The 18173-nt window shown below is 40.1% G+C and carries 25 protein-coding genes; 20 read left to right on the forward strand and 5 right to left on the reverse strand.

Annotated features, from left to right (window positions below; genetic code table 11):
* The first annotated feature begins 71 nt into the window (after positions 1–71).
* On the forward strand, positions 72–716 hold the full coding sequence (locus D5018_RS17580) for a hypothetical protein (protein ID WP_121840298.1): 645 nt from the start codon (positions 72–74) through the stop codon (positions 714–716).
* An 81-nt stretch (positions 717–797) separates the two neighbouring features.
* The gene (locus tag D5018_RS17585) at positions 798–1412 is read left to right on the forward strand and encodes an acyltransferase family protein (protein ID WP_165905096.1); all 615 of its coding nucleotides are present in this window, start codon (positions 798–800) and stop codon (positions 1410–1412) included.
* Between the two features lie 41 nt (positions 1413–1453).
* Here D5018_RS17585 and D5018_RS17590 read toward each other — a convergent pair whose 3' ends face one another.
* Positions 1454–2137: a helix-turn-helix domain-containing protein gene (locus D5018_RS17590; protein ID WP_121840300.1), complete on the reverse strand. Its 684-nt coding sequence runs from the start codon at positions 2135–2137 to the stop codon at positions 1454–1456.
* 95 nt (positions 2138–2232) lie between these two features.
* Here D5018_RS17590 and D5018_RS17595 point away from each other — a divergent pair, with 95 nt between their 5' ends.
* From D5018_RS17595 to D5018_RS17635, 9 genes are all read left to right on the forward strand, one after another.
* Positions 2233–2439 carry a MerR family transcriptional regulator gene (locus D5018_RS17595; RefSeq protein ID WP_121840301.1) on the forward strand — a complete coding sequence of 69 codons (207 nt, stop codon included), beginning with the start codon at positions 2233–2235 and terminating at the stop codon, positions 2437–2439.
* Positions 2440–2498: 59 nt separating this feature from the next.
* The gene (locus D5018_RS17600; protein WP_121840302.1) at positions 2499–3017 is read left to right on the forward strand and encodes a phage regulatory CII family protein; all 519 of its coding nucleotides are present in this window, start codon (positions 2499–2501) and stop codon (positions 3015–3017) included.
* A gap of 11 nt (positions 3018–3028) precedes the next feature.
* Positions 3029–3400, forward strand: a complete 372-nt coding sequence (locus D5018_RS17605; protein WP_121840303.1) for a hypothetical protein — start codon at positions 3029–3031, stop codon at positions 3398–3400.
* 57 nt (positions 3401–3457) lie between these two features.
* On the forward strand, positions 3458–3718 hold the full coding sequence (locus D5018_RS17610; protein WP_121840304.1) for a hypothetical protein: 261 nt from the start codon (positions 3458–3460) through the stop codon (positions 3716–3718).
* 24 nt (positions 3719–3742) lie between these two features.
* The gene (locus D5018_RS17615) at positions 3743–5755 is read left to right on the forward strand and encodes a replication endonuclease (RefSeq protein WP_121840305.1); all 2013 of its coding nucleotides are present in this window, start codon (positions 3743–3745) and stop codon (positions 5753–5755) included.
* Between the two features lie 93 nt (positions 5756–5848).
* Positions 5849–6358: a cytochrome b gene (locus D5018_RS17620; protein ID WP_121840306.1), complete on the forward strand. Its 510-nt coding sequence runs from the start codon at positions 5849–5851 to the stop codon at positions 6356–6358.
* 63 nt (positions 6359–6421) lie between these two features.
* Complete coding sequence (locus D5018_RS17625) at positions 6422–6808, forward strand: nuclear transport factor 2 family protein (RefSeq protein WP_165905097.1); 387 nt, start codon at positions 6422–6424, stop codon at positions 6806–6808.
* An 83-nt stretch (positions 6809–6891) separates the two neighbouring features.
* Positions 6892–7149, forward strand: coding sequence for a type II toxin-antitoxin system ParD family antitoxin (locus D5018_RS17630; protein WP_121840308.1), 258 nt, complete (start codon positions 6892–6894; stop codon positions 7147–7149).
* On the forward strand, positions 7142–7438 hold the full coding sequence (locus D5018_RS17635) for a type II toxin-antitoxin system RelE/ParE family toxin (RefSeq protein WP_121840309.1): 297 nt from the start codon (positions 7142–7144) through the stop codon (positions 7436–7438). The genes D5018_RS17630 and D5018_RS17635 overlap by 8 nt, the downstream gene beginning before the upstream one ends.
* A gap of 81 nt (positions 7439–7519) precedes the next feature.
* Here D5018_RS17635 and D5018_RS17640 read toward each other — a convergent pair whose 3' ends face one another.
* From D5018_RS17640 to D5018_RS17655, 4 genes are all read right to left on the reverse strand, one after another.
* The gene (locus tag D5018_RS17640) at positions 7520–8623 is read right to left on the reverse strand and encodes an alpha/beta hydrolase-fold protein (protein ID WP_121840310.1); all 1104 of its coding nucleotides are present in this window, start codon (positions 8621–8623) and stop codon (positions 7520–7522) included.
* A 76-nt stretch (positions 8624–8699) separates the two neighbouring features.
* Positions 8700–9209 (reverse strand): hypothetical protein, encoded by a 510-nt coding sequence (locus D5018_RS17645; protein ID WP_121840311.1) that lies wholly within the window; start codon positions 9207–9209, stop codon positions 8700–8702.
* A gap of 1 nt (position 9210) precedes the next feature.
* A complete protein-coding gene (locus tag D5018_RS17650) occupies positions 9211–9624 on the reverse strand; it encodes an acyl-CoA thioesterase (RefSeq protein ID WP_121840312.1) in 414 nt (137 codons plus the stop codon).
* A 39-nt stretch (positions 9625–9663) separates the two neighbouring features.
* Entirely contained in the window at positions 9664–10314 is a 651-nt protein-coding gene (locus D5018_RS17655) for an XRE family transcriptional regulator (RefSeq protein WP_121840313.1), read from the reverse strand.
* 388 nt (positions 10315–10702) lie between these two features.
* Between D5018_RS17655 and D5018_RS17660 the strand changes: the two genes are divergently transcribed.
* The 9 genes from D5018_RS17660 (at position 10703) to D5018_RS17700 (ending at position 18113) form a co-directional block, all read left to right on the forward strand.
* On the forward strand, positions 10703–11176 hold the full coding sequence (locus D5018_RS17660; protein WP_121840314.1) for a hypothetical protein: 474 nt from the start codon (positions 10703–10705) through the stop codon (positions 11174–11176).
* Between the two features lie 33 nt (positions 11177–11209).
* Positions 11210–12223 carry a HipA domain-containing protein gene (locus tag D5018_RS17665; RefSeq protein ID WP_207819362.1) on the forward strand — a complete coding sequence of 338 codons (1014 nt, stop codon included), beginning with the start codon at positions 11210–11212 and terminating at the stop codon, positions 12221–12223.
* Positions 12210–12947 (forward strand): HIRAN domain-containing protein, encoded by a 738-nt coding sequence (locus tag D5018_RS17670; protein ID WP_121840315.1) that lies wholly within the window; start codon positions 12210–12212, stop codon positions 12945–12947. Before D5018_RS17665 ends, D5018_RS17670 begins: the two co-directional genes overlap by 14 nt.
* Before the next feature lie 102 nt (positions 12948–13049).
* Positions 13050–13385: a TrbC/VirB2 family protein gene (locus D5018_RS17675; RefSeq protein ID WP_121840316.1), complete on the forward strand. Its 336-nt coding sequence runs from the start codon at positions 13050–13052 to the stop codon at positions 13383–13385.
* Between the two features lie 9 nt (positions 13386–13394).
* Positions 13395–13721 (forward strand): VirB3 family type IV secretion system protein, encoded by a 327-nt coding sequence (locus D5018_RS17680; RefSeq protein WP_165905098.1) that lies wholly within the window; start codon positions 13395–13397, stop codon positions 13719–13721.
* Positions 13718–16138, forward strand: a complete 2421-nt coding sequence (locus D5018_RS17685; protein WP_121840318.1) for a VirB4 family type IV secretion/conjugal transfer ATPase — start codon at positions 13718–13720, stop codon at positions 16136–16138. Before D5018_RS17680 ends, D5018_RS17685 begins: the two co-directional genes overlap by 4 nt.
* Complete coding sequence (locus D5018_RS17690; RefSeq protein WP_121840319.1) at positions 16135–16752, forward strand: type IV secretion system protein; 618 nt, start codon at positions 16135–16137, stop codon at positions 16750–16752. The genes D5018_RS17685 and D5018_RS17690 overlap by 4 nt, the downstream gene beginning before the upstream one ends.
* A gap of 143 nt (positions 16753–16895) precedes the next feature.
* Entirely contained in the window at positions 16896–17150 is a 255-nt protein-coding gene (locus tag D5018_RS17695) for an EexN family lipoprotein (protein ID WP_121840320.1), read from the forward strand.
* Between the two features lie 33 nt (positions 17151–17183).
* On the forward strand, positions 17184–18113 hold the full coding sequence (locus D5018_RS17700; RefSeq protein WP_121840321.1) for a TrbL/VirB6 family protein: 930 nt from the start codon (positions 17184–17186) through the stop codon (positions 18111–18113).
* The last annotated feature ends 60 nt before the right edge of the window (positions 18114–18173 follow it).

Here is an 18173-nt window from a genome sequence, read left to right on the forward strand (position 1 = left end):
TGCGTAAAAAAGAGGAAATCTTGACTGATGTGGATCACATAGATTAAAAATAGGGCTTCACGTTACGTTAGGTGCTTAGTGATCCACATCAATCTGGAATCGGTGATCCAATTCACCGGAATACGCATTCTGGAAGGACTGGAGGCATTAAACGATACGAAAAGGAATTATTTAAAATTTTTACTGATAAAAATTTGAGTGCAATTTATTTATCTTACCCCGGACAAGATGGTGCAAAAGGCCGCGTTGATAACACTGCTGCACTTATAAAATTACTGATTATAAGCGTGAAAAAAAGCACTAAATTTTGTAATGACAAAATTTTCTTCTATGGTCGCTCTTTAGGTTCGATGTTAGCGACAATTGTTGCAATAGAAATTTCACCCGATGGTTTAATTTTAGAAGGTGCTTCTCCTTCATTATCAGCAGCTATACGTAATCATTTAAATTTAAAATGGTACTTGAAGCCGTATACATTTTTACCAATAGAGTCGCTGCTAGCAGATGATATAAAGATTGAAGATTATCTAAAAAAGCTACAGTCGTGGTTAGAGCTGTTAGATAAAGGTGAAATAACATCGGGCTTTTGGGCTTTCTACCCAGAATATTTGATAGGCAGTTTTGATAAATACTCAATAATCATACCTACTTGGAATCATCTTTGGTATGTAGTTTATTTGTTGTTTTATACCTTAATGTTAATCCCAGTTTCTTGACCGCTAATCAAATTTATGGATGGGATTGGTCAGAAAATAATGAGAGTTGGGCTAGATAACGAGCTGGGGGTCTTAATTGTTATGCTTGTTCCAACAGTCATTTTTATGACTTACCGTTTTATATTAAAGCCAATCTACCCTTCAACACACGCTCTTATTGATGACTGGGCTAATCATCAGTTGTTTTTTAGTATTTTTATTTTCGGTTTTTTAATTGCGAAGGATAGTAGCTTTTGGAAAGCCGTCAGTAATGCACTGCTCCCTTCTCTTGTAATGGTCTTTGGTATAGCTTCATTGGCATCGATTGTCTGGTATTTAGAAGGACAAAGTTATTGGTCACCTGCTTTTGAAATGACTGAGCACTATTCTGAAATCGTAAGAAAAACAGTTTACCCTTGGTTTTCTATTGTCGCTATGTTAGCGATGGCGCAAAAGTGGTTGAATAAACCGAGTAAGGTGTTGTCATATATGACAGAAGCTGTATTTCCTTGGTATATACTGCATCAAACATTAATTGTTATGTTTGGTTATTGGTTAACGAGGCAAAACCTACCTGTTTATACTGAGTTCTTAGCTTTAACACTAGCGACATTTTTGGGTTGTTTACTTATACATGAATTTTGCATACGACGCTGGAAGTGGGTACGTCCTTTATTTGGGGTGAAATTAAATCAAACTAACATAGCAGCTCAGTAAAGCTCTAATGCAGTGCTGTCTAAAAAGTGTTGGGGAAAACATCACTTTTCACCCAACACCTTCACGACTCTTCCTTTAACCTCAGTAGCTTCTGTATCAACCAGATACTTTTCACCTTCATCATAAAAGTAGATGTTACCGTCTGGTAGCTGTCTGAGTTCACCTACTTGATGGGCGCCATTAACGCTGAAGAGGTATGTGCCTTTGGTGACAACATTTTGATTAGTGTTGATGAAGAGTAGGCCGTCTGAGTGTTCTAGTGCGAAGTCGTCAGTGCTGATCCCGAATCGGTTATGGAATTGTGGAGCGACAGGGAATTCTTCTACTTTTTTTAAATCGCCATTGCTTACAGCGTAAATAGACAGCTGATTTGATTCTGATGAAGAAGTCGTTATTTCAGTTTGTCTGAGTGGTGCGTCTTTTGATGTCCACTGTGTACCTTGGAAGATATCTGGTAGTTCACCTTTACCGAAACATAAATATTCCATTGAAACACCTGTTGCTAAATGAACACGGGTGAGCATTTCATAAGGAGTGGTGTTTCTAGTTTGCCATGTGGAGAAGGTGCCGGGATGAGTGCCAAGAACTTCTGCTAATTCAAGACGATTACGAACACAAAAGAGACTGATCAATCGCTCAACAATTTCTTTGCCACCGTCAGCATTTAATGCTGAATTTAGCGAATGTGAAAAATTCATGTTTTTCAGCTTGACGATACTACTCATTAGATCAACAATCCTTGCTCGATGGTTGAATTTTAGTCTTTCGGTAGCATTCCCCAACGCATAAGAAAGACAGTTAGTAATAAGGATACGATCAAATGAGTGATATTGCTATTCAAATTGCTTCTCCCTTCGTGACTTATGAAGAGTACGCCAAACTCTCTGGAGTCCCCTACAACACTATAAAGAAGATGGCTGCTGATGGTCGACTTCCAATTCGTCCAAAGCTTAAAAGAACAGACAAGCCTTTAATTAATTTATTGGCTTTAACCAAGGAGGCCGCTGAACTTATCACTTCGTCTTAAAGCTTTTCAGGGACAAATCGTTTTCAAATGGAACATAACAATGTTAAGAGGTCTTAGCTATGTTTACAGATGAAAAATCCAAACATGATCATGTGAATAATGCAATTCGTTCATTTGCTAAAAGTCATGTTTTATCAGATCTTGCTCAGCAAGTTGGTTTCCAAAGTGCTCAAGTGTTGCGAAATAAGCTCTGCCTAAATCAACCACACCAGTTAACCGTGAATGAGTTGGTTGATATAACGCTAGCGAGTGATAACCGCTGTATCGTTGATGGAGTGCTATTTCAGATTGGTTGCTTTCCATCGCAGTTGTTTAATGATGGTTACGCCAACTCTGCTAATTCAATAACAAACTGTCTATTGAAGATATGCTCAAATACAGGCTATTTGTCAGATCTGACATTGCAAATTCGAGATAAGCAACGAGTCACGGAAACTGCTCGTCATTCTATAGTTAAGCAAGCTGTAGAATTGATGTCAGAACTGAGGCAATTAATCGAGTTACTTGAAACAAAAGGAACGCCTCGATTAGTGAGTCATGGTTTCCCAAGTTGTCCTTCGATACCAGCAGCTTCATGAAGGAGGATGTGATGGATAATGTAAAAGCGTCCTCAACATACACCAATCAAAACTACAGTGTTGCTGAACTCGCCATACAGTCTATGAGAGCGATGCTAGGGCAGAGTAGCTTGGCTAGTCATTACGATAAGCTGACTAAAGAGCAAAAAATCATGTTGCTGATCCAAGCTGGTATTAATTCTCAGTTGTTTTGGGATTATCAATTCGAGCAATTTAATCCTAAGCAGCGGAATGATATTCGTCACGCCATTATCTTTGTTACTGATACCGCTAATGAGTTTAGTGGCGTTAACTTAAGCAAGGAACAGTGTCATTTTTCTCGTCACAATGCCTTTGTTGCAACCAATAGTAAACAATCAGAAGTTAACCTCTTAAGCGGCTGATCTCGCTAAGTTTCATCTAAATAAACCCAACTTTTAATCACTTATAGGAGAGCGATTATGTCTTCCTACGCCTTTGATTTGTCTAATCATCAGCATTTAGCCATGCGTCGTATCTTGGCTGAAATATACAGTAAATTTTGGTCAGCTATTCGCCATGGCGATTTTTCACTAGCCAACCGTTATGCAGGCATGACATCTGCACTACTAAGAGTGTGTTTATTAGTGCTCAATGACATTGATTTATACGAAATATGCTCACAGCTCAGTGATGTTCTGCATGAGCAGCTTGGCTATCACCAGCATCGCCAAGCGGCATGATCAAAAAGTGCAGAGCATACAGTTATGGAACTCAAGCATTTTGAGGCTCAGACAGGATTAAAACTATCTGATAAATTTGTCGGTTCTAGTGAACTGGACTTACAGTGTGTAGTTTCCTATCTAGCCTCGATCCCCGATGTTTTATCTTATCCACTTCTTATCGATTTCATTAGCCATTACCCAAGATCTACATCATTACAAATTCAAACACTCAAGCACGAAATTCAAATTAAATCTGAAGCCATAAAAGTCAATTTACGATGGATGGAAGGTCAATTACAGCGTATCCCCGAGGCTTCGGCTCTTTCTTTAAAGAATGAATATCTTCGAAGATACAAAAAGTACTCCAATCCCCGTAGCGCCAACATTTGGCTAAGAAAGCGTGTTGAGTTTATCAATGAAGTGATCCGCAAGTTTCCAATCCCTCTTTACCACCTCTGCTCAGAATTAAGGCTCAGTGAAACCGCACATGAATGGTCAACCTTATGTCTAAAGATCCTTGAAGATGAAACTGAGCAGCGAACCAAACAAGTTAATGCTGTAAAGCTTATCAAAGCGGTAAAGCATCCAGCTGATCGATGGGGGTTTAGTCCGTATCTTCCTAATTTAATTAAGCTAGAGAACAAAATTATTCGGGGGGATGACGTCTCAGGTGAATTTGATCTTATCGCTAAAGCCATAGCAAGATTGATTGATGAGCAATGGTGGCTCAATCAGCTCAATCGAGCTTATCAACAATACAAAGAACACGCAGCCATTATTGTCGGTAAGGTTCGCTGTGGTGTCTCTCCATACGTTTCTCATAAAACCTTGCAAGAATACCAAGCTCGTAAAAAAGCTAATTTTACTTGGCTAAAGATGATGTTGCTCATTAATGAGGAGCACGATTTAGAACTACCGTTACTAGAAGCGGTGAATGCCTCGATTTCAAACCCTGAACATCGACGAGTAGAACTCATGGTCAGAATGCGAGGCTTTGAACAATTAGCTGAAGAGCATGGCTATGTTGGTGAGTTTTATACTTGGACTGCGCCTTCCAAATACCATAGTTGGGTAAAAGACAAATCAGGTAAAAGCCACGCCAATTCAAATTACCAAGGCGCCACGCCAAGGGACACTCAAAAATACCTTTGCCAGCAGTGGTCAAAAGTCAGAGCTAAATTTGCCAGAAATGAAATCGAAACTTTTGGCTTTAGAGTTGTTGAACCTCATCACGATGGAACACCGCACTGGCATTTATTGTTGTTCTTTAAGCCTGAGCAAGTAGAACTGGCTAGGCAAATTATCTGTGAATATGCGGTTGAGCACGATAAAGAAGAGCTGAATATTGTCGGGGAACACTTCACGCCTGAAGATTGCAGCCCTCGCTTTGATTTCAAACCAATCGATCCAGCCTTTGGAAGTGCTACAGGCTATCTTGCCAAATACATCGCCAAAAATATTGATGGTGCTTATGTTGATGTCGACTTTGAAGCAGAAAGTTCTGGCAAGCATGCTGCTGAAGGCGTTGCATCTTGGGCAAGTACATGGCGAATACGGCAGTTTCAACAAATCGGTGGTGCGCCAGTCACAGTATGGCGAGAGTTACGAAGGAGAAGACAAGCCATCACTAATGACGATATTTTAGAGCGTGCTAGAAAAGCCGCTGATGCTGCCAACTGGCAAGGCTACATTGAAGCCAACGGAGGCTTATGCTGTAAGCGAGGCAATCGTCCAGTCAAGCTTGCCAAAATCGTCAACGAAGCTGCGAACCGCTACGGTGAAGACATCATTAAAATCATCGGTGTTATTGCTGATGCAAAAATAGAAACAAGGCTTGAAGGTTGGGAGCTGCAAAGGGCTGAGCCAGAAAAAACTGAACCCAAAGTTGATGTTCAATGCGAGGAACCTGTTTGCTCTTTAAGCAGTGACAGCTGCGCTCCTTGGAGATCTGACAATAACTGTACGGAAGAAGTAGGTATCATTAACCTCGCTTGTAAACAATCAAATAAACGGATGAAGGCGATTAGGGAAAGTTGTAATTTTTATGTTACATAAATTGTTCCCGTTAAACCTATTCCTGCTATCTGGCTATTAGATATAGTGATATCGTGTAGCGCATAAAAATGTGGCGTCAAAAAAGGACTGATAATGACAAACACAAAAGCGTACTACATCGACAGAGGGTTACACTGGCTATCCGCAATTATCATCATTGATATGCTTTGGGGAATGGGAACCTCAATACACATAACTGATTATCGTATTAAGGGCGACTTGATTCATAAGCAAGACGCAATGACAACTCACCTTATTGAAGCCATTGCCTTATTTGTTCTGTTAGGTGGTCGCATTTTATGGAATCGCATATATCCAAACCGTGATACGAAAATGGTTTTCCAAAGTGTGAGGCATAAGGTTATTACTTATGGGTTGCACTACTCGCTTTATCTAACCTTCGCATTACTTGCCATTTCAGGTTTCCTTTCTCTAATAAATGGTGAATTGCCATTAGACTTTTTAGGCGTTCTGTCTGTTCCATTTACACCAGTAGACCGAGATGTGTTTGGCTTTGCATTTGAAAGTCATGAATGGCTTACAAAATGGCTGTATGCAGTATTAGGGATTCATATTGTTGGTGGTTTGTATTTACACCGATAACCAACTTTTCTAAGCTGAGGGGTTCAAGTCTTCTTTTAATATTTCATATGGAGCTGTGTAGTTGTGAAAATCAAATCCATCAAAGAAACAATTATCCAACTTGAAAAGTCGTTGTTCTCTGATGCAGTTAGGTCGTCAAAATCTAAGTTGAATTCACTCATTGCTGATGACTTCATTGAAGTTTCAAGCACTGGTCTGCGATTTGGCAAAGACAATGTAATGAGCCGACTACCTACTGAAGATTCGTTTACCGTAAAAGCAACAGGTTTTGAGTGTCGTTTACTTTCAAATGATACTGCGATGTTACTCTATCAATCTGCATTCAAGCGAGGAGATAGTGACTTTTTATATTCTCATCGTTGCTCAATTTGGCAGCAGCAAAGTGATAGTAATTGGCAGATGATTTATCACCAAGGCACGAAATGTGAAGCATTTGAAATTGTAAATTAATACATATTTAATTTGCGTGTGATCTTTAAAGAGTGTAAGTATATGTCTTATACTTTGAGCAAAGATTCATTATTGGAGCCGATATGCCAGCAAGAACAATGACCGTTGATACAGGTGAAGAGCTACGCAGTTTTGTAGAAGGTCTTGTTGAGTCAGGAAATTACAAGACAAATAGTGAAGTCGTTCGTGAAGGTCTAAGACTTTTACAAGAGAAACAAGCTCACTCAAAATTAGAAACACTTCGTCAATTGATCGAAGAAGGTGAAAGTAGTGGTGAAGCTGTAAAGTGGGATATGAACTCATTTCTAACAACAGCGAAGATGAAAGCTCAGAATGGCTAAGTCAATTCATCTAAAACCCAAAGCCATACAAGACTTAGAAGATATTTTTATCTATAGCTACCGACAATTTGGTGAAGCCAGAGCTGAACAATATATTCAAGATTTAAACAGTGCTTTTACCAAAGCTGCCACTTCACCAGAGCTTGGTCGAAATTGCGATGAAATAAGCCCAAATTTGCAGGCGCTATTTGTCGTATCCCATGTTGTTTTTTATAAAGTCAAAGGCAATAATCTGACCGTAATCCGAGTGCTCCATAAATCAATGGATCACAAGCGGCATATGGGTTAATTAGAACAGTAATAAATTGATTTTTATTACCTCAACTCCACCAAGTCACGGTGATAGAGTTGAGGTGTGATGGCTCATATTTTAAAGCTTAGATTTTAAATCTGCTAAAGCCTCTTCGATTTCTGGCAGATAATCACTCTTGGTTTTCTTAGCAATAGATACTGCCTTTTTCATGTAAACCATTGCCTCTTTGAAGTTTCCATTGAGGGCAAAAGCATCTGCTTTTGATTTATACGCCCATTGAGATTTTGGAAACTCTGCTAAGTGAACATCGCTTGCAACCAATGCCTTTTTCTTATCCTTTAGCTGAGTGATGATATGCTGTACTGGCTGTCCAATTTCAAATTCTTGACCTTTGACATTTGTGCCATAGATAGCATTCAGCTTTTTGTAGTGACTAGAGAATAGGTTGGGGTCATTTACGATGTAAGTGAAAGGTAATAGCCAGTTATGAAACTGTGCTCTGAATGCACTGATTTGAGCATTTAACGGAATGGTCATGTGATCATCATTAGGGAAGTTAGCTTCTTCAAAGCTTATCCCTTGCTTACGTAGCGCAGATTTATAGTTGGTGTAAGTGGTTTTCATCCGCCCTGTTTCGTTTGCAATGCTCAAATATACGAATGGCTTTTTCTCTATGCTTAGAGGTTTGACTTTTGCCGTCAATGATTCGTTATTCCACCACATGGCAGGGCTAAAAAGGTAATAAGCGTTAAAAGTCTCTGGCCTTGTTTGGAGAACATAGGCTGCGAATAATCCACCTAAAGAGTGACCTGCAACCATATTGAAGCCAGAAGTTTTGTAATTTTTATTTACTTTTGGGATCAGTGTTTGATGAATAAATTCAAGAAGAACAGGTGCTTCACCTGCATTGTTATTCTTTGAAGGGGTAGTGAAGTAACGGTTTCTGTCTATGCCATTAAGTGCGACAACAATAAGCTCTGGCATAACGTCCGTTGATGCTAAAAATGCTGAATTGGTTGCAGTATGTTTACCGTGTTGTTGACCATCAAGTACATAGATTACAGGATATGGTGTTTCATCATTCACTTGATATGATGGAGGCAGAATTATTTCAGCTGTGACTTTCCCTAACTTAGTTGCTGGAAACTCTAATACTTCACCGTATACAGGTGCAATAAGCGTGATAAATAGCAAAGCAAAACCAATGAACTTAGCTTTCATAAAAATCCCTTTATCGTTTTAATTTATTTAAAAACAAAATTGCTAATGCATTTGTGGTAAGCAAGCTATCACACTATTACATTGAATGTTCAATGTTTTTTGTCAACCTCTCCATAAACGCTACTCTTCTCATTCTGAATAATAAGTAGTCCATTTCTGGTTTGTTCATGAGTAATAGTTGTGGGAATTCTGAATGGGCTTTGTCGGTGGCGAGTCCAAGGAATTCTTTTGAGCCATAGTAGCTTTTGCCGAAGCTGAGTCCATTGTGGATGTTGAATTCGGTGCGGATGCCGTTGATCTCGTGTTCGTCTTTGCTAACAGTTTTAATGTCGTTCCAGCGGAAGACGGTTTCAAAGCAGCCTTTGCGTTTCATAAAGCGTTTTCCAACTCGAAATAGGGCGCAGCGGTCTAGTAGGTTTTCACCAAAGTAGATGCTGTTCCATTCTTGATTGGTGGCGTGAGTCACACGATGTCCGTTTTGTTCGAACACATACGACATATAAGTGCAGCCGTAGTTGTAAGCTAAGTCTTGGTATATCTGCTCAAAGGTATCGTTGAAGTAAGTCGTAGCGATGATATTGTTCATATTACTCACCTCGATAGTCGATTAGCTTTGCAAAGCCATTGGAATTCTTAACTACTTTCTTGGTTTGGTTATCCAATAAAATCATGGTTTCGAAAGCGTGGGCTACGGGGGCGTGGTCATCGTTCTTGGTGATCAAAGCTTCAAAGGTGCATACGGCTCTGGTGGTTTCAAATACTCGATATTGAAAATGCAGTACATCATGCAAAAACGCTTCACCTTGATAGTCTACTTTAAGCTGTTTGATGTAAGCGGTAGCGCCATCAACATCCAATTCGTTAATGCCAAAGTGTTTGAAATACTCTAATCGAGCGTGATGCAGAAGTGACACCAATCCGTTGTAGCCTAAGTGATTACCATAGTTAAGATCAGCTACTCGAACAGATAAATCGACAGTGAAGTAGGGTGGTTGTTGCATGGTTATTGCTCCTCTTTATCAATCCAACAAGGATTTGAGTTAAATCGAAACAGCATCAGTACGACGATGCCAAATAATTTGAGCAATCCTTTGTATCTTACAATCCGAAATAAATGCGTTCTCAGCTTGGGTTTCGTAATTCAAGCTGTATAAATTCAATCGACCTTCTTTGCCTTGCTGAACTCTGCGGATCACCACTTGACCAGTTTCTAACGTGACGATGCAATCTTTCCCAATCAGCTTTTCAGCTTTATTAGGTAGTAACTGACAACCGCCAACATAATCACCTAGCTCGTAAAACGGAGCCATTGAATCATCACAGATAATCGAGACAATAGGGGAAGGGTTATTCTGCTCAAAGTAAAAGACTTCTTTTAAAATCCGAGCATCCAGTTCAAAGCATTCGGTTTCTGGTTGGTGATAACGTGGTGGGAAACCTTCACCTAAAAGTAACCAGTCAGTGGTACTGTTGATGTTGAGTGTTTCAAAGGCTGCAACTAACTTATTTGCGCCTTTAGTGGAAAGTGGGGTTTTGTCTGTTTCCCATGCTTGAAGAGTGGCTGCGGAAATGCCTGTAACCTCTTCGAACTTCTTGCGGCTTAGTCCTAACATCATTCTTAAGTTCTTCACTCTTGAGGATGGTGTTTGATAAGCATCGTTAGGTAATTCGGGGATAGATTCTTTAATCACGAATAACCTCCAAATGAAAAAATGCACAAAAGTGACAAAATCGACAAAATTGAAAAAATTGCCAAAAGTGAAAGAATGAACATTATTAGTAAAAATTGATAATTTATAAAATACGATTATCGAATAACGATATTTGTATAAAATCTAAGCAGCTTATTTCAATAATCTTAATCGCTGATATATTGATATTCGTTAATTTTCCAGTCGCTTATCGAGGGTGAAGTGCCTGTCGATAAGTTCTTTGAAAATTGTTGTGTTCTGATTTAGTGCTATACAAGGCGCAATGAAGGGCGCATAGCCGTAGCTATGTAACCGAAATTGCAACGACGTAGGGTGCTGAAGCAGGGCACAAGAAAATCTTAAGAAACTTGTGGTCAGGTACTTAAGCATGACGAAACCAGAAATCACACTCCAAGCCGCAGTAATGAGTTTTGATGAAGCAATGCAACATTGGATTGCTACCAATCCCGTTTACCAACATTGCCTTAAAGCCATTCAAAAAAGCTTCCCTGTCGCTAACCAAGATATAAAACAGCTCTATCTACTGTTAACCGATGCTATTTATATCAATGATGGTCTGTTGTTTGATTACTGCCTTTGTAAAGCTCTGCATCAATATCAAGCTCTAATTCACGAAGGAGAACTGGTTGCTTACACTGGTTTCAACGAAGCTTTGTTTGGTCATGCCGAAGCAGCGCTTGATAGCTGTGTAATCAATGATCCTAAAGGCGGTTCTTGGTCGATTGATAGTGGGAAAAATTTTAGGGATTGGTTAGATGAAAAGCCCTGTCGGTTTATGTTGTTGGAGCAGTGGGAGCTGGAGGTGTCTGTAATACGCCACAAAAAAGTAACCTTACAATGAATATTGAAGAGTGGTAACTTATTTGGGGGGTTAATGTATAAGGCTAAGTTTTACCTTGAATTTGGTGTCGCCTTTGTTATTTCAATCTTTTTGATATCATCTTTTGAAATCTTAGAAAGTACTAATATGAAATATGAAGTAAAAAAAATTAAAGTTGATCCAGTTGATCTTGAACAGCTTGGTACAAAAGAGAAATTTTGGTTTCGGTTCAAAGAGCATGATTCAAAATGGTTATTCAAGTACTCAAGAAAAGATACAGGTGAACACTGGTCAGAAAAGGTAGCTGAACAATTATGTAAATCTCTTGGTATACCTCATGTCATTTATTATATGGCTGAAATGAATGGTCGAAGTGGTGTAGTGTCTCCGAATATTATCTCACCTCACAGTCGTATGGTTATGGGGAATGAGGTTTTACATAATGAGACTCCCAATAGCTACCCTGAACCTTTGATAAATAGTCAGAAACAAGTAAGGGTTAAAGAGCATACCGTAACACGAGTTTTGGCTTGTTTAGATAATGGTGTTTTACCTCCAAAGACATGGCAAAAAAATCAACTGAATTCTGGAGATATTTTCTGTGGTTATTTAATGCTAGATGCATTGATAAGTAATCAAGATAGGCATCATGAAAATTGGGCCATCGTTGTCGATATGACATCATCAGAAAAATATCTTTGTGAAACATATGACCATGCAGCAAGTTTAGGTAGGGAGCTCAAAGATGAAGAGCGAAAAGAGCGTTTATTGACTAAAGATAAAAATAGAATGGTCGCAACTTTTGTAACTAAAGCTCGTTCTGAAATCTTTAGGTTTAAAAAAGACAAGAAGCCTTTATTTACTTTAGATGCATTTTTTGAGGCTGTTTCAGAAAGACCTTCAGCAAAAAAATATTGGATATCCAAGTTGAAAGAACTCACAGACTCCAAAATAAATGATATATTTAATGCGATACCTGATGACGTTATTTCATCAGAAGCTAGAGAATTCGCACTTCAAATGGTTATTGAAAATAAAAAAAGGTTATTAACAGATGAACGGGTCTAATCCAGTGTTCTTAGCTTGGCAATCTCCTGAATCAAGAGAGTGGCATGTTGTAGGTGCATTGTCGGAAACTGGTTCAGGGTATGAATTTCATTATACAAAAGGTGCTTTAAGAGCTGAAAAATTTGTTCCTTTCAGTGGTATGGATAATATAAATAAGTCCTATGTATCGGAAGAGCTATTTCCACTATTTTACAATCGGCTTTTATCTCAAAGAAGACCAGAGTATCCGAAGTTCATTGAGTGGTTGGGGTTAAAAAATAGTGAAGCAACACCGCTGAACATTCTTGCTCGCTCTGGTGGAATGAGAGGCACAGATCAACTTCAAGTATTTCGACGTGTTGAAATTAAGAAATCAGGAGAGTTTGAGCATTTCTTTTTTGCACATGGACTAAGTCATATGACCGAATCTGCACAAAAAAGAATAGAATTACTGGCTCAGGGAGATAAGCTATTCTTGTGCTTGGATTGCCAAAACGACAATGATTCTAAGGCTATACTAATTCGTGTTGATAACCCAGTAGAAGCTATTGGTTATTGCCCTAGATATCTTGCAAAGGATATTCAGAAGCTTATGAGGTTATCTTCAAATATTAGTATTTCAGTTGAAAGTGTTTCACAAGATGCTCCTTCAAATTATCGTATTTTATGCAAACTCGAAGGTGTTGTAGAGCCAGGCTTGGTAAAAGAGCTTGAAGAACAAGATGAGTATAAACATACTGTGTAATCAAAGAATGTGTATGTGATGTTTTGATAAACATACCCAACAACCACGCATAATCCTAAACTGCCTTTCATACACACGCTCTAACTCATAGGAGAGCGAAGAATGAAAGGCTTTTTCATTTCTGAACCCTATCAATTTTCACCACAAAAAATTCAGCTGACTAAGGCTGTGATTGCTCAGTTGTGGCTGTTGTCATTCCTATTACTCGCTCCTGAAATCGCCTTTGCTAATCCGATTACTGAAGGTGTGGATTGGGTGATGGATCTGCTGACTAATGGTATTGCTCGAAGTGCAGCAATTATTGGTATTGCCATTTTGGGTTATTTGGCTTGGTTTGGCAGGATCACGGGCGAGACTTGCGGTAAGTATATTGCAGGCATTGTGTTGGTGTTTGGTGGTTCAACCATTGTTGATCTTATTTCAGCTGCGGTGAAGTAGGGGATGGTGATGAGCGCTACTGAGATGAATCAGCATGATCCTTTGTTTGTAGCGGTAACTCGTCCTGCAATGAAATGGGGCGTGACTTTGGATGGCATTATTGTCGCTGGTGCATTGGTTGCTGTGTTGATGATTGTGACTAAGAACCCATTGATGCTACTGCTGTATGTGCCTATTCATGGTGTGATGTATGCGCTCTGTCTACGTGATCCAAGGTTATTCCGTTTACTGCTTTTGTGGTTCAAGACCAAAGCTAAGTCGATAGCTTGGCGACATTTGGGTGCTGCTACGGCTTGTCCTTATCGTAATACTCGCAATCAGAGGTGCGGCTTATGATTGCGTCCACACCAAAGCACATTTGGCAACATGAGAATGAAGCCACTGAGTTCATTCCTTATCAAACTCATGTCGATGAACACACCATAAAAACTCACAGTGGTGATTACTTACAGATAGTTCGTTTACAAGGTGTGGCTCATGAGTCGGTTGCACCAGAGCAAGTAAAGCTTTGGAAAGAACAACTCAATTTATTGCTGAGAAATATCGTCAGTCCGAACCTTTGTTTATGGACGCATTTAGTTCGTAAGAAACACCAAGTTTTCCCCCAAGGTCAGTTTGAATGTGAGTTTGATAGAAAGCTCAATGACAAATATGCCGCTATGGTTTGCCAAAGCCAATTGATGGTGAATGAGCTTTACCTGAGCATCATTTATCGAAGCCCAAATCAAGCATTGTCGTCTTGGTTTGGTAAGGCTCAGAAGCTCACGTCAGAACAACTCAATGAAGAAATAACACAGGCCATTGATGTGCTTAATGAAGTGGTAGAAACCGTAATTTCTTCATTATCAGCTTATCAGCCACAACGCTTAGGTGTGTATCTGAAAGGCAATGTTATCTATTCTGAGCTACTGACGGTATTGGATTATTTGGTTAATGGTGAATGGCAGCAAAGGGCATTACCTAAAGCCAATATTTCTGATTCATTGATGCGAGTTCGCCCACTGTTTGGTCGTGATGTTTTGGCGTTAACTGGCATTACGCAAACCCGTTTTGGCGCTTGTTTGGGGATCTCGGAATACCCTGAACAAACAGAAGCGGGTTTGCTTAATGCACTGTTGTCGGCTCCGTTTGAATTGGTATTGAGCCAAAGTTTTCAGTTCTTATCTAAGCCTGTTGCGACTGAGTTATTGCAACGTCAGCAAAAGCGGCTGCATACCACTGGTGACTTTGCTCATTCACAAATTGCAGCGATTGACTTGGGGCTAGACGACATAACCTCGAACCGCATTGTTTATGGCGAACACCATTTAACACTAACGGTTTTATCTGATACCCAAGCACAGCTTGAAAAATACTTGTCGCAACTCAAGTCAGAGTTAGCAGATATTGCGGTTATTCCTGTTCGTGAAAGCACAGCGTTAGCCGCTGCTTTTTGGTCACAACTTCCAGCTAACAGTCGGTTTCGTCCTCGTCCTTCTCCCATTTCATCTAAGAACTTTGCTGGCTTTTGCAGTTTTCATAACTTTCCTTCGGGTTACATGACTGGCAACCAATGGGGGGATGCGGTCACATTATTAAAAACCTCATCTGGCGCCCCCTATTACTTTAACTTTCATGAGAGCCATCGATCTCACAAGTCTACCAAGGAAACCAAGCTTAAGGATGAGCATCACGCACTAGGCAATACCTTGATCATTGGTGCATCGGGTAGCGGTAAAACCGTTCTGCAAGGTTTTCTGATTTCGCAAAGTAAGAAGTTTAACGCTACTCAAATCATTTTTGATAAAGACAGAGGGTTAGAGGTGTATGTTCGAGCATGCTCAGGCTTATATCTGCCTTTGCAGATGGGAAAAGTAACAGGCTTTAATCCGTTTCAGCTAGCGCCAACAGCCGCTAATCAGCTGTTTCTGACTCGGCTGATCAGTAAATTATGCGGTGATAACCTGAACCACACCCAACAGCAAGAAGTTGTTAGTGCTGTTCGTGGAGTGATGAGTCTTGAAAAGCCAATGAGAAGGTTAAGCCGATGCTTGGAGTTTCTTGACCCTGTTGAAGCCGAAGGTTGTCATGCCAAATTACTCAAATGGTGTCAAGGTGGTGAGTTGGCTTGGGTGCTGGACAATGACGTTGACGAGCTATCGGTAGATGAGCACAAACTACTTGGGTTTGATGTTACTGAATTTTTGGATGTGGCTGAGATCAGAACGCCAATTGTAATGTATCTGTTTCATCGGATTGAAAGCTTGATTGATGGTCGTAAATTGCAAATCGTTATGGATGAATTTTGGAAGCTATTGGCAGATGAATACTTTGAAGACTTAGCCAATAACAAACAAAAAACAATTCGCAAGCAAAACGGCATCATGATTTATGGTACTCAGTCTGCCCGTGATGTACTCAACTCTTCAATCGCTCATTCACTCATTGAGCAATGCGCCACGCTCATTCTAATGCCGAATCCTAAAGCCAGACGAGAAGAGTACATTGATGGTCTGCATCTTAGTGAGCGTGAGTTCGAGTTAATTAAAACTGAGCTGCAACCGAATTCACGGCAATTCATTGTTAAGCAAGGCCAGTCGAGTTCGGTAAATACTTTGAACTTAAACGGCTTTGATGAAGAGTTAGCGGTGATCTCTGGCACTTGCGATAAAGTTCAGTTAATGACTCAACTGATTGAGCAAGTTGGTGATGAACCGACTCAGTGGCTACCACTTTATTATCAGGCATTGGCTGATAAGCGAGGTGAAAAATGAAGTGGTTAGCTGTTTCACTCGCATTGGTTTTCATGCCTGTTTCGGTACAAGCCTTTCCCGTTATTGATGTGGCAAACCTGCATCAAAATATCATTCAAGTTAAGCACATGCTTGAACAAATTAATGCGCTAAAGCAGCAAGTACAAACGGCTAAGTCTCAGCTGAGTAGTATCAATGGCATTCGTGGTATGGCGAACGTGATTGATTCGGCTTATGACGTTTCAGTAAAAGTTGACCCAAATCTCACTCTAAATAAGCAAGGTATTCATAACAGTGAATGGCTCAGTTTAGGTGGTGATGTTGCAGGGCTTTACGATGATATTGGTCGCTATCGTGGTGAATGGTTTGGGCAAACACAAATTTCATTGCAGCAAACTCAAGAGCGTTATCAGCAGTTGATGAGGCTTATTCAACACATTAATCAAGCACCACAACAAAAGGATATTGAAGATCTTCAGGCTCGGATTAATGCCGAAGGTGTGATGCTGGAAAACGAGCAAGCCAAGTTGCAGTTACTCAATGCTCAAGCACAAGCCAGTGAAGCATTAACACAACAAAAAATTACTCAAATGGCGATTGAGTCAGCTGGCGAGTTACACCCGATTGATTGGTAATCGTCATTCCTGCGAAGACAGGACAAAAGCCCCGTGTGGGCGTTGAACGATATTTAAATATCGGGCGAAGCGAATAATCCAGAGCCTTTATAGTCGCTAGACACCTGCCTACGCAGGTGTGACAAACTAAATGAGGTATTTCAATGAAAGCATTTTTGTGCGCCATCATCAGCTTATTTGTGCTTTGTCTTACTGGTTGTAATAAACCGCCTGAACCAAAGTTTAAACACAAAGGGCATACGGTCACTTGGTTTATGAAACACGATGAGGTGTTAAAACAAACCTTAAAACTGTGCAGTGATGATCCTGCTAAATACAACAAAGAGCCTGATTGCATCAATGCCTTACATGCCGCTAACCAGTTATCCGCTGGTGAGCTTCATCCCATAGATTGGTAGATGTCGAATCTTTACTGAACACGGGGATTATGTATGGCTGGCAAAAGCAATCTGTATCAAGGGATATTCCATGCGGTAGATAGAGCCTTGAATGATTATGTTCAGCAAGGTTCGGAGCGTTTGATCCACTTTCTACTGCCTTTGTTTACCAGCTTGATGATCATCTGGTTAGCGATTTGGGGTTATGCCTTGATGACAGGTCGAAGCGAAGCACCATTACAAGAGGGCTTCTTTCGAATATTGCGTATCGGTTTCATTCTGGCTTTGGGCTTAACCGTGAGTAATTACAACCAAACGGTCGTTACCTTTTTAAGCCAAACGCCACAAACCATAGCGTCAATTGTCGAGGGTGGTCACTCATTAGATGCAGCACATTTATTGGATGAATTATTCAGCCAAGTATTTGCGCTAGCCGATAATGCGTGGAAGCAAGGTGGAGTAATGAATGGCAATTTCGGTATGTACTTTATTGCTGTAGCCGTATTACTGGTTGGCAGTTGCCTAACCTTGTTGGTCGCATTTTTCATTTTACTCAGCAAAGTGATGGTGAGCGTGCTGTTGGCTATCGGACCAGCTTTCTTTGTACTACTGCTGTTTCAAGCGACACAACGATTCTTCGAAAGCTGGTTAGCAATGGTGCTGAACTTCGGGTTTGTGCTGTTACTTGGTGTGACTTCAGGGCAATTGATGACTTCGGTAGCCAGTAGTTATCTTCATAAAATCGCTATGAACCATTCAACCGTTACCACGTTAAGCGATAGTTCAATGTTATGCATCGTGCTTGGTTTATGCATTTTGGTGATGAAACAAATTCCGGCAATGGCATCTGCTTTAGGTGGTGGCGTCGCTATTGCTGCCAATGGTGCTATTGCTAATAGCATACATTCTTTTAGACCTACCTACATTTCGCATGGTGATTTAAGTATCCGTACATTTTCAACCATTAACAAAAAAACAACATAGATCTTGTAGTGTTCTCATACGGTTTACCAAATTTTAAGCATGCCAAAAGGCTTCTGTCGT

The organism is Parashewanella curva (assembly GCF_003675895.1).
Lineage (GTDB): Bacteria > Pseudomonadota > Gammaproteobacteria > Enterobacterales > Shewanellaceae > Parashewanella > Parashewanella curva.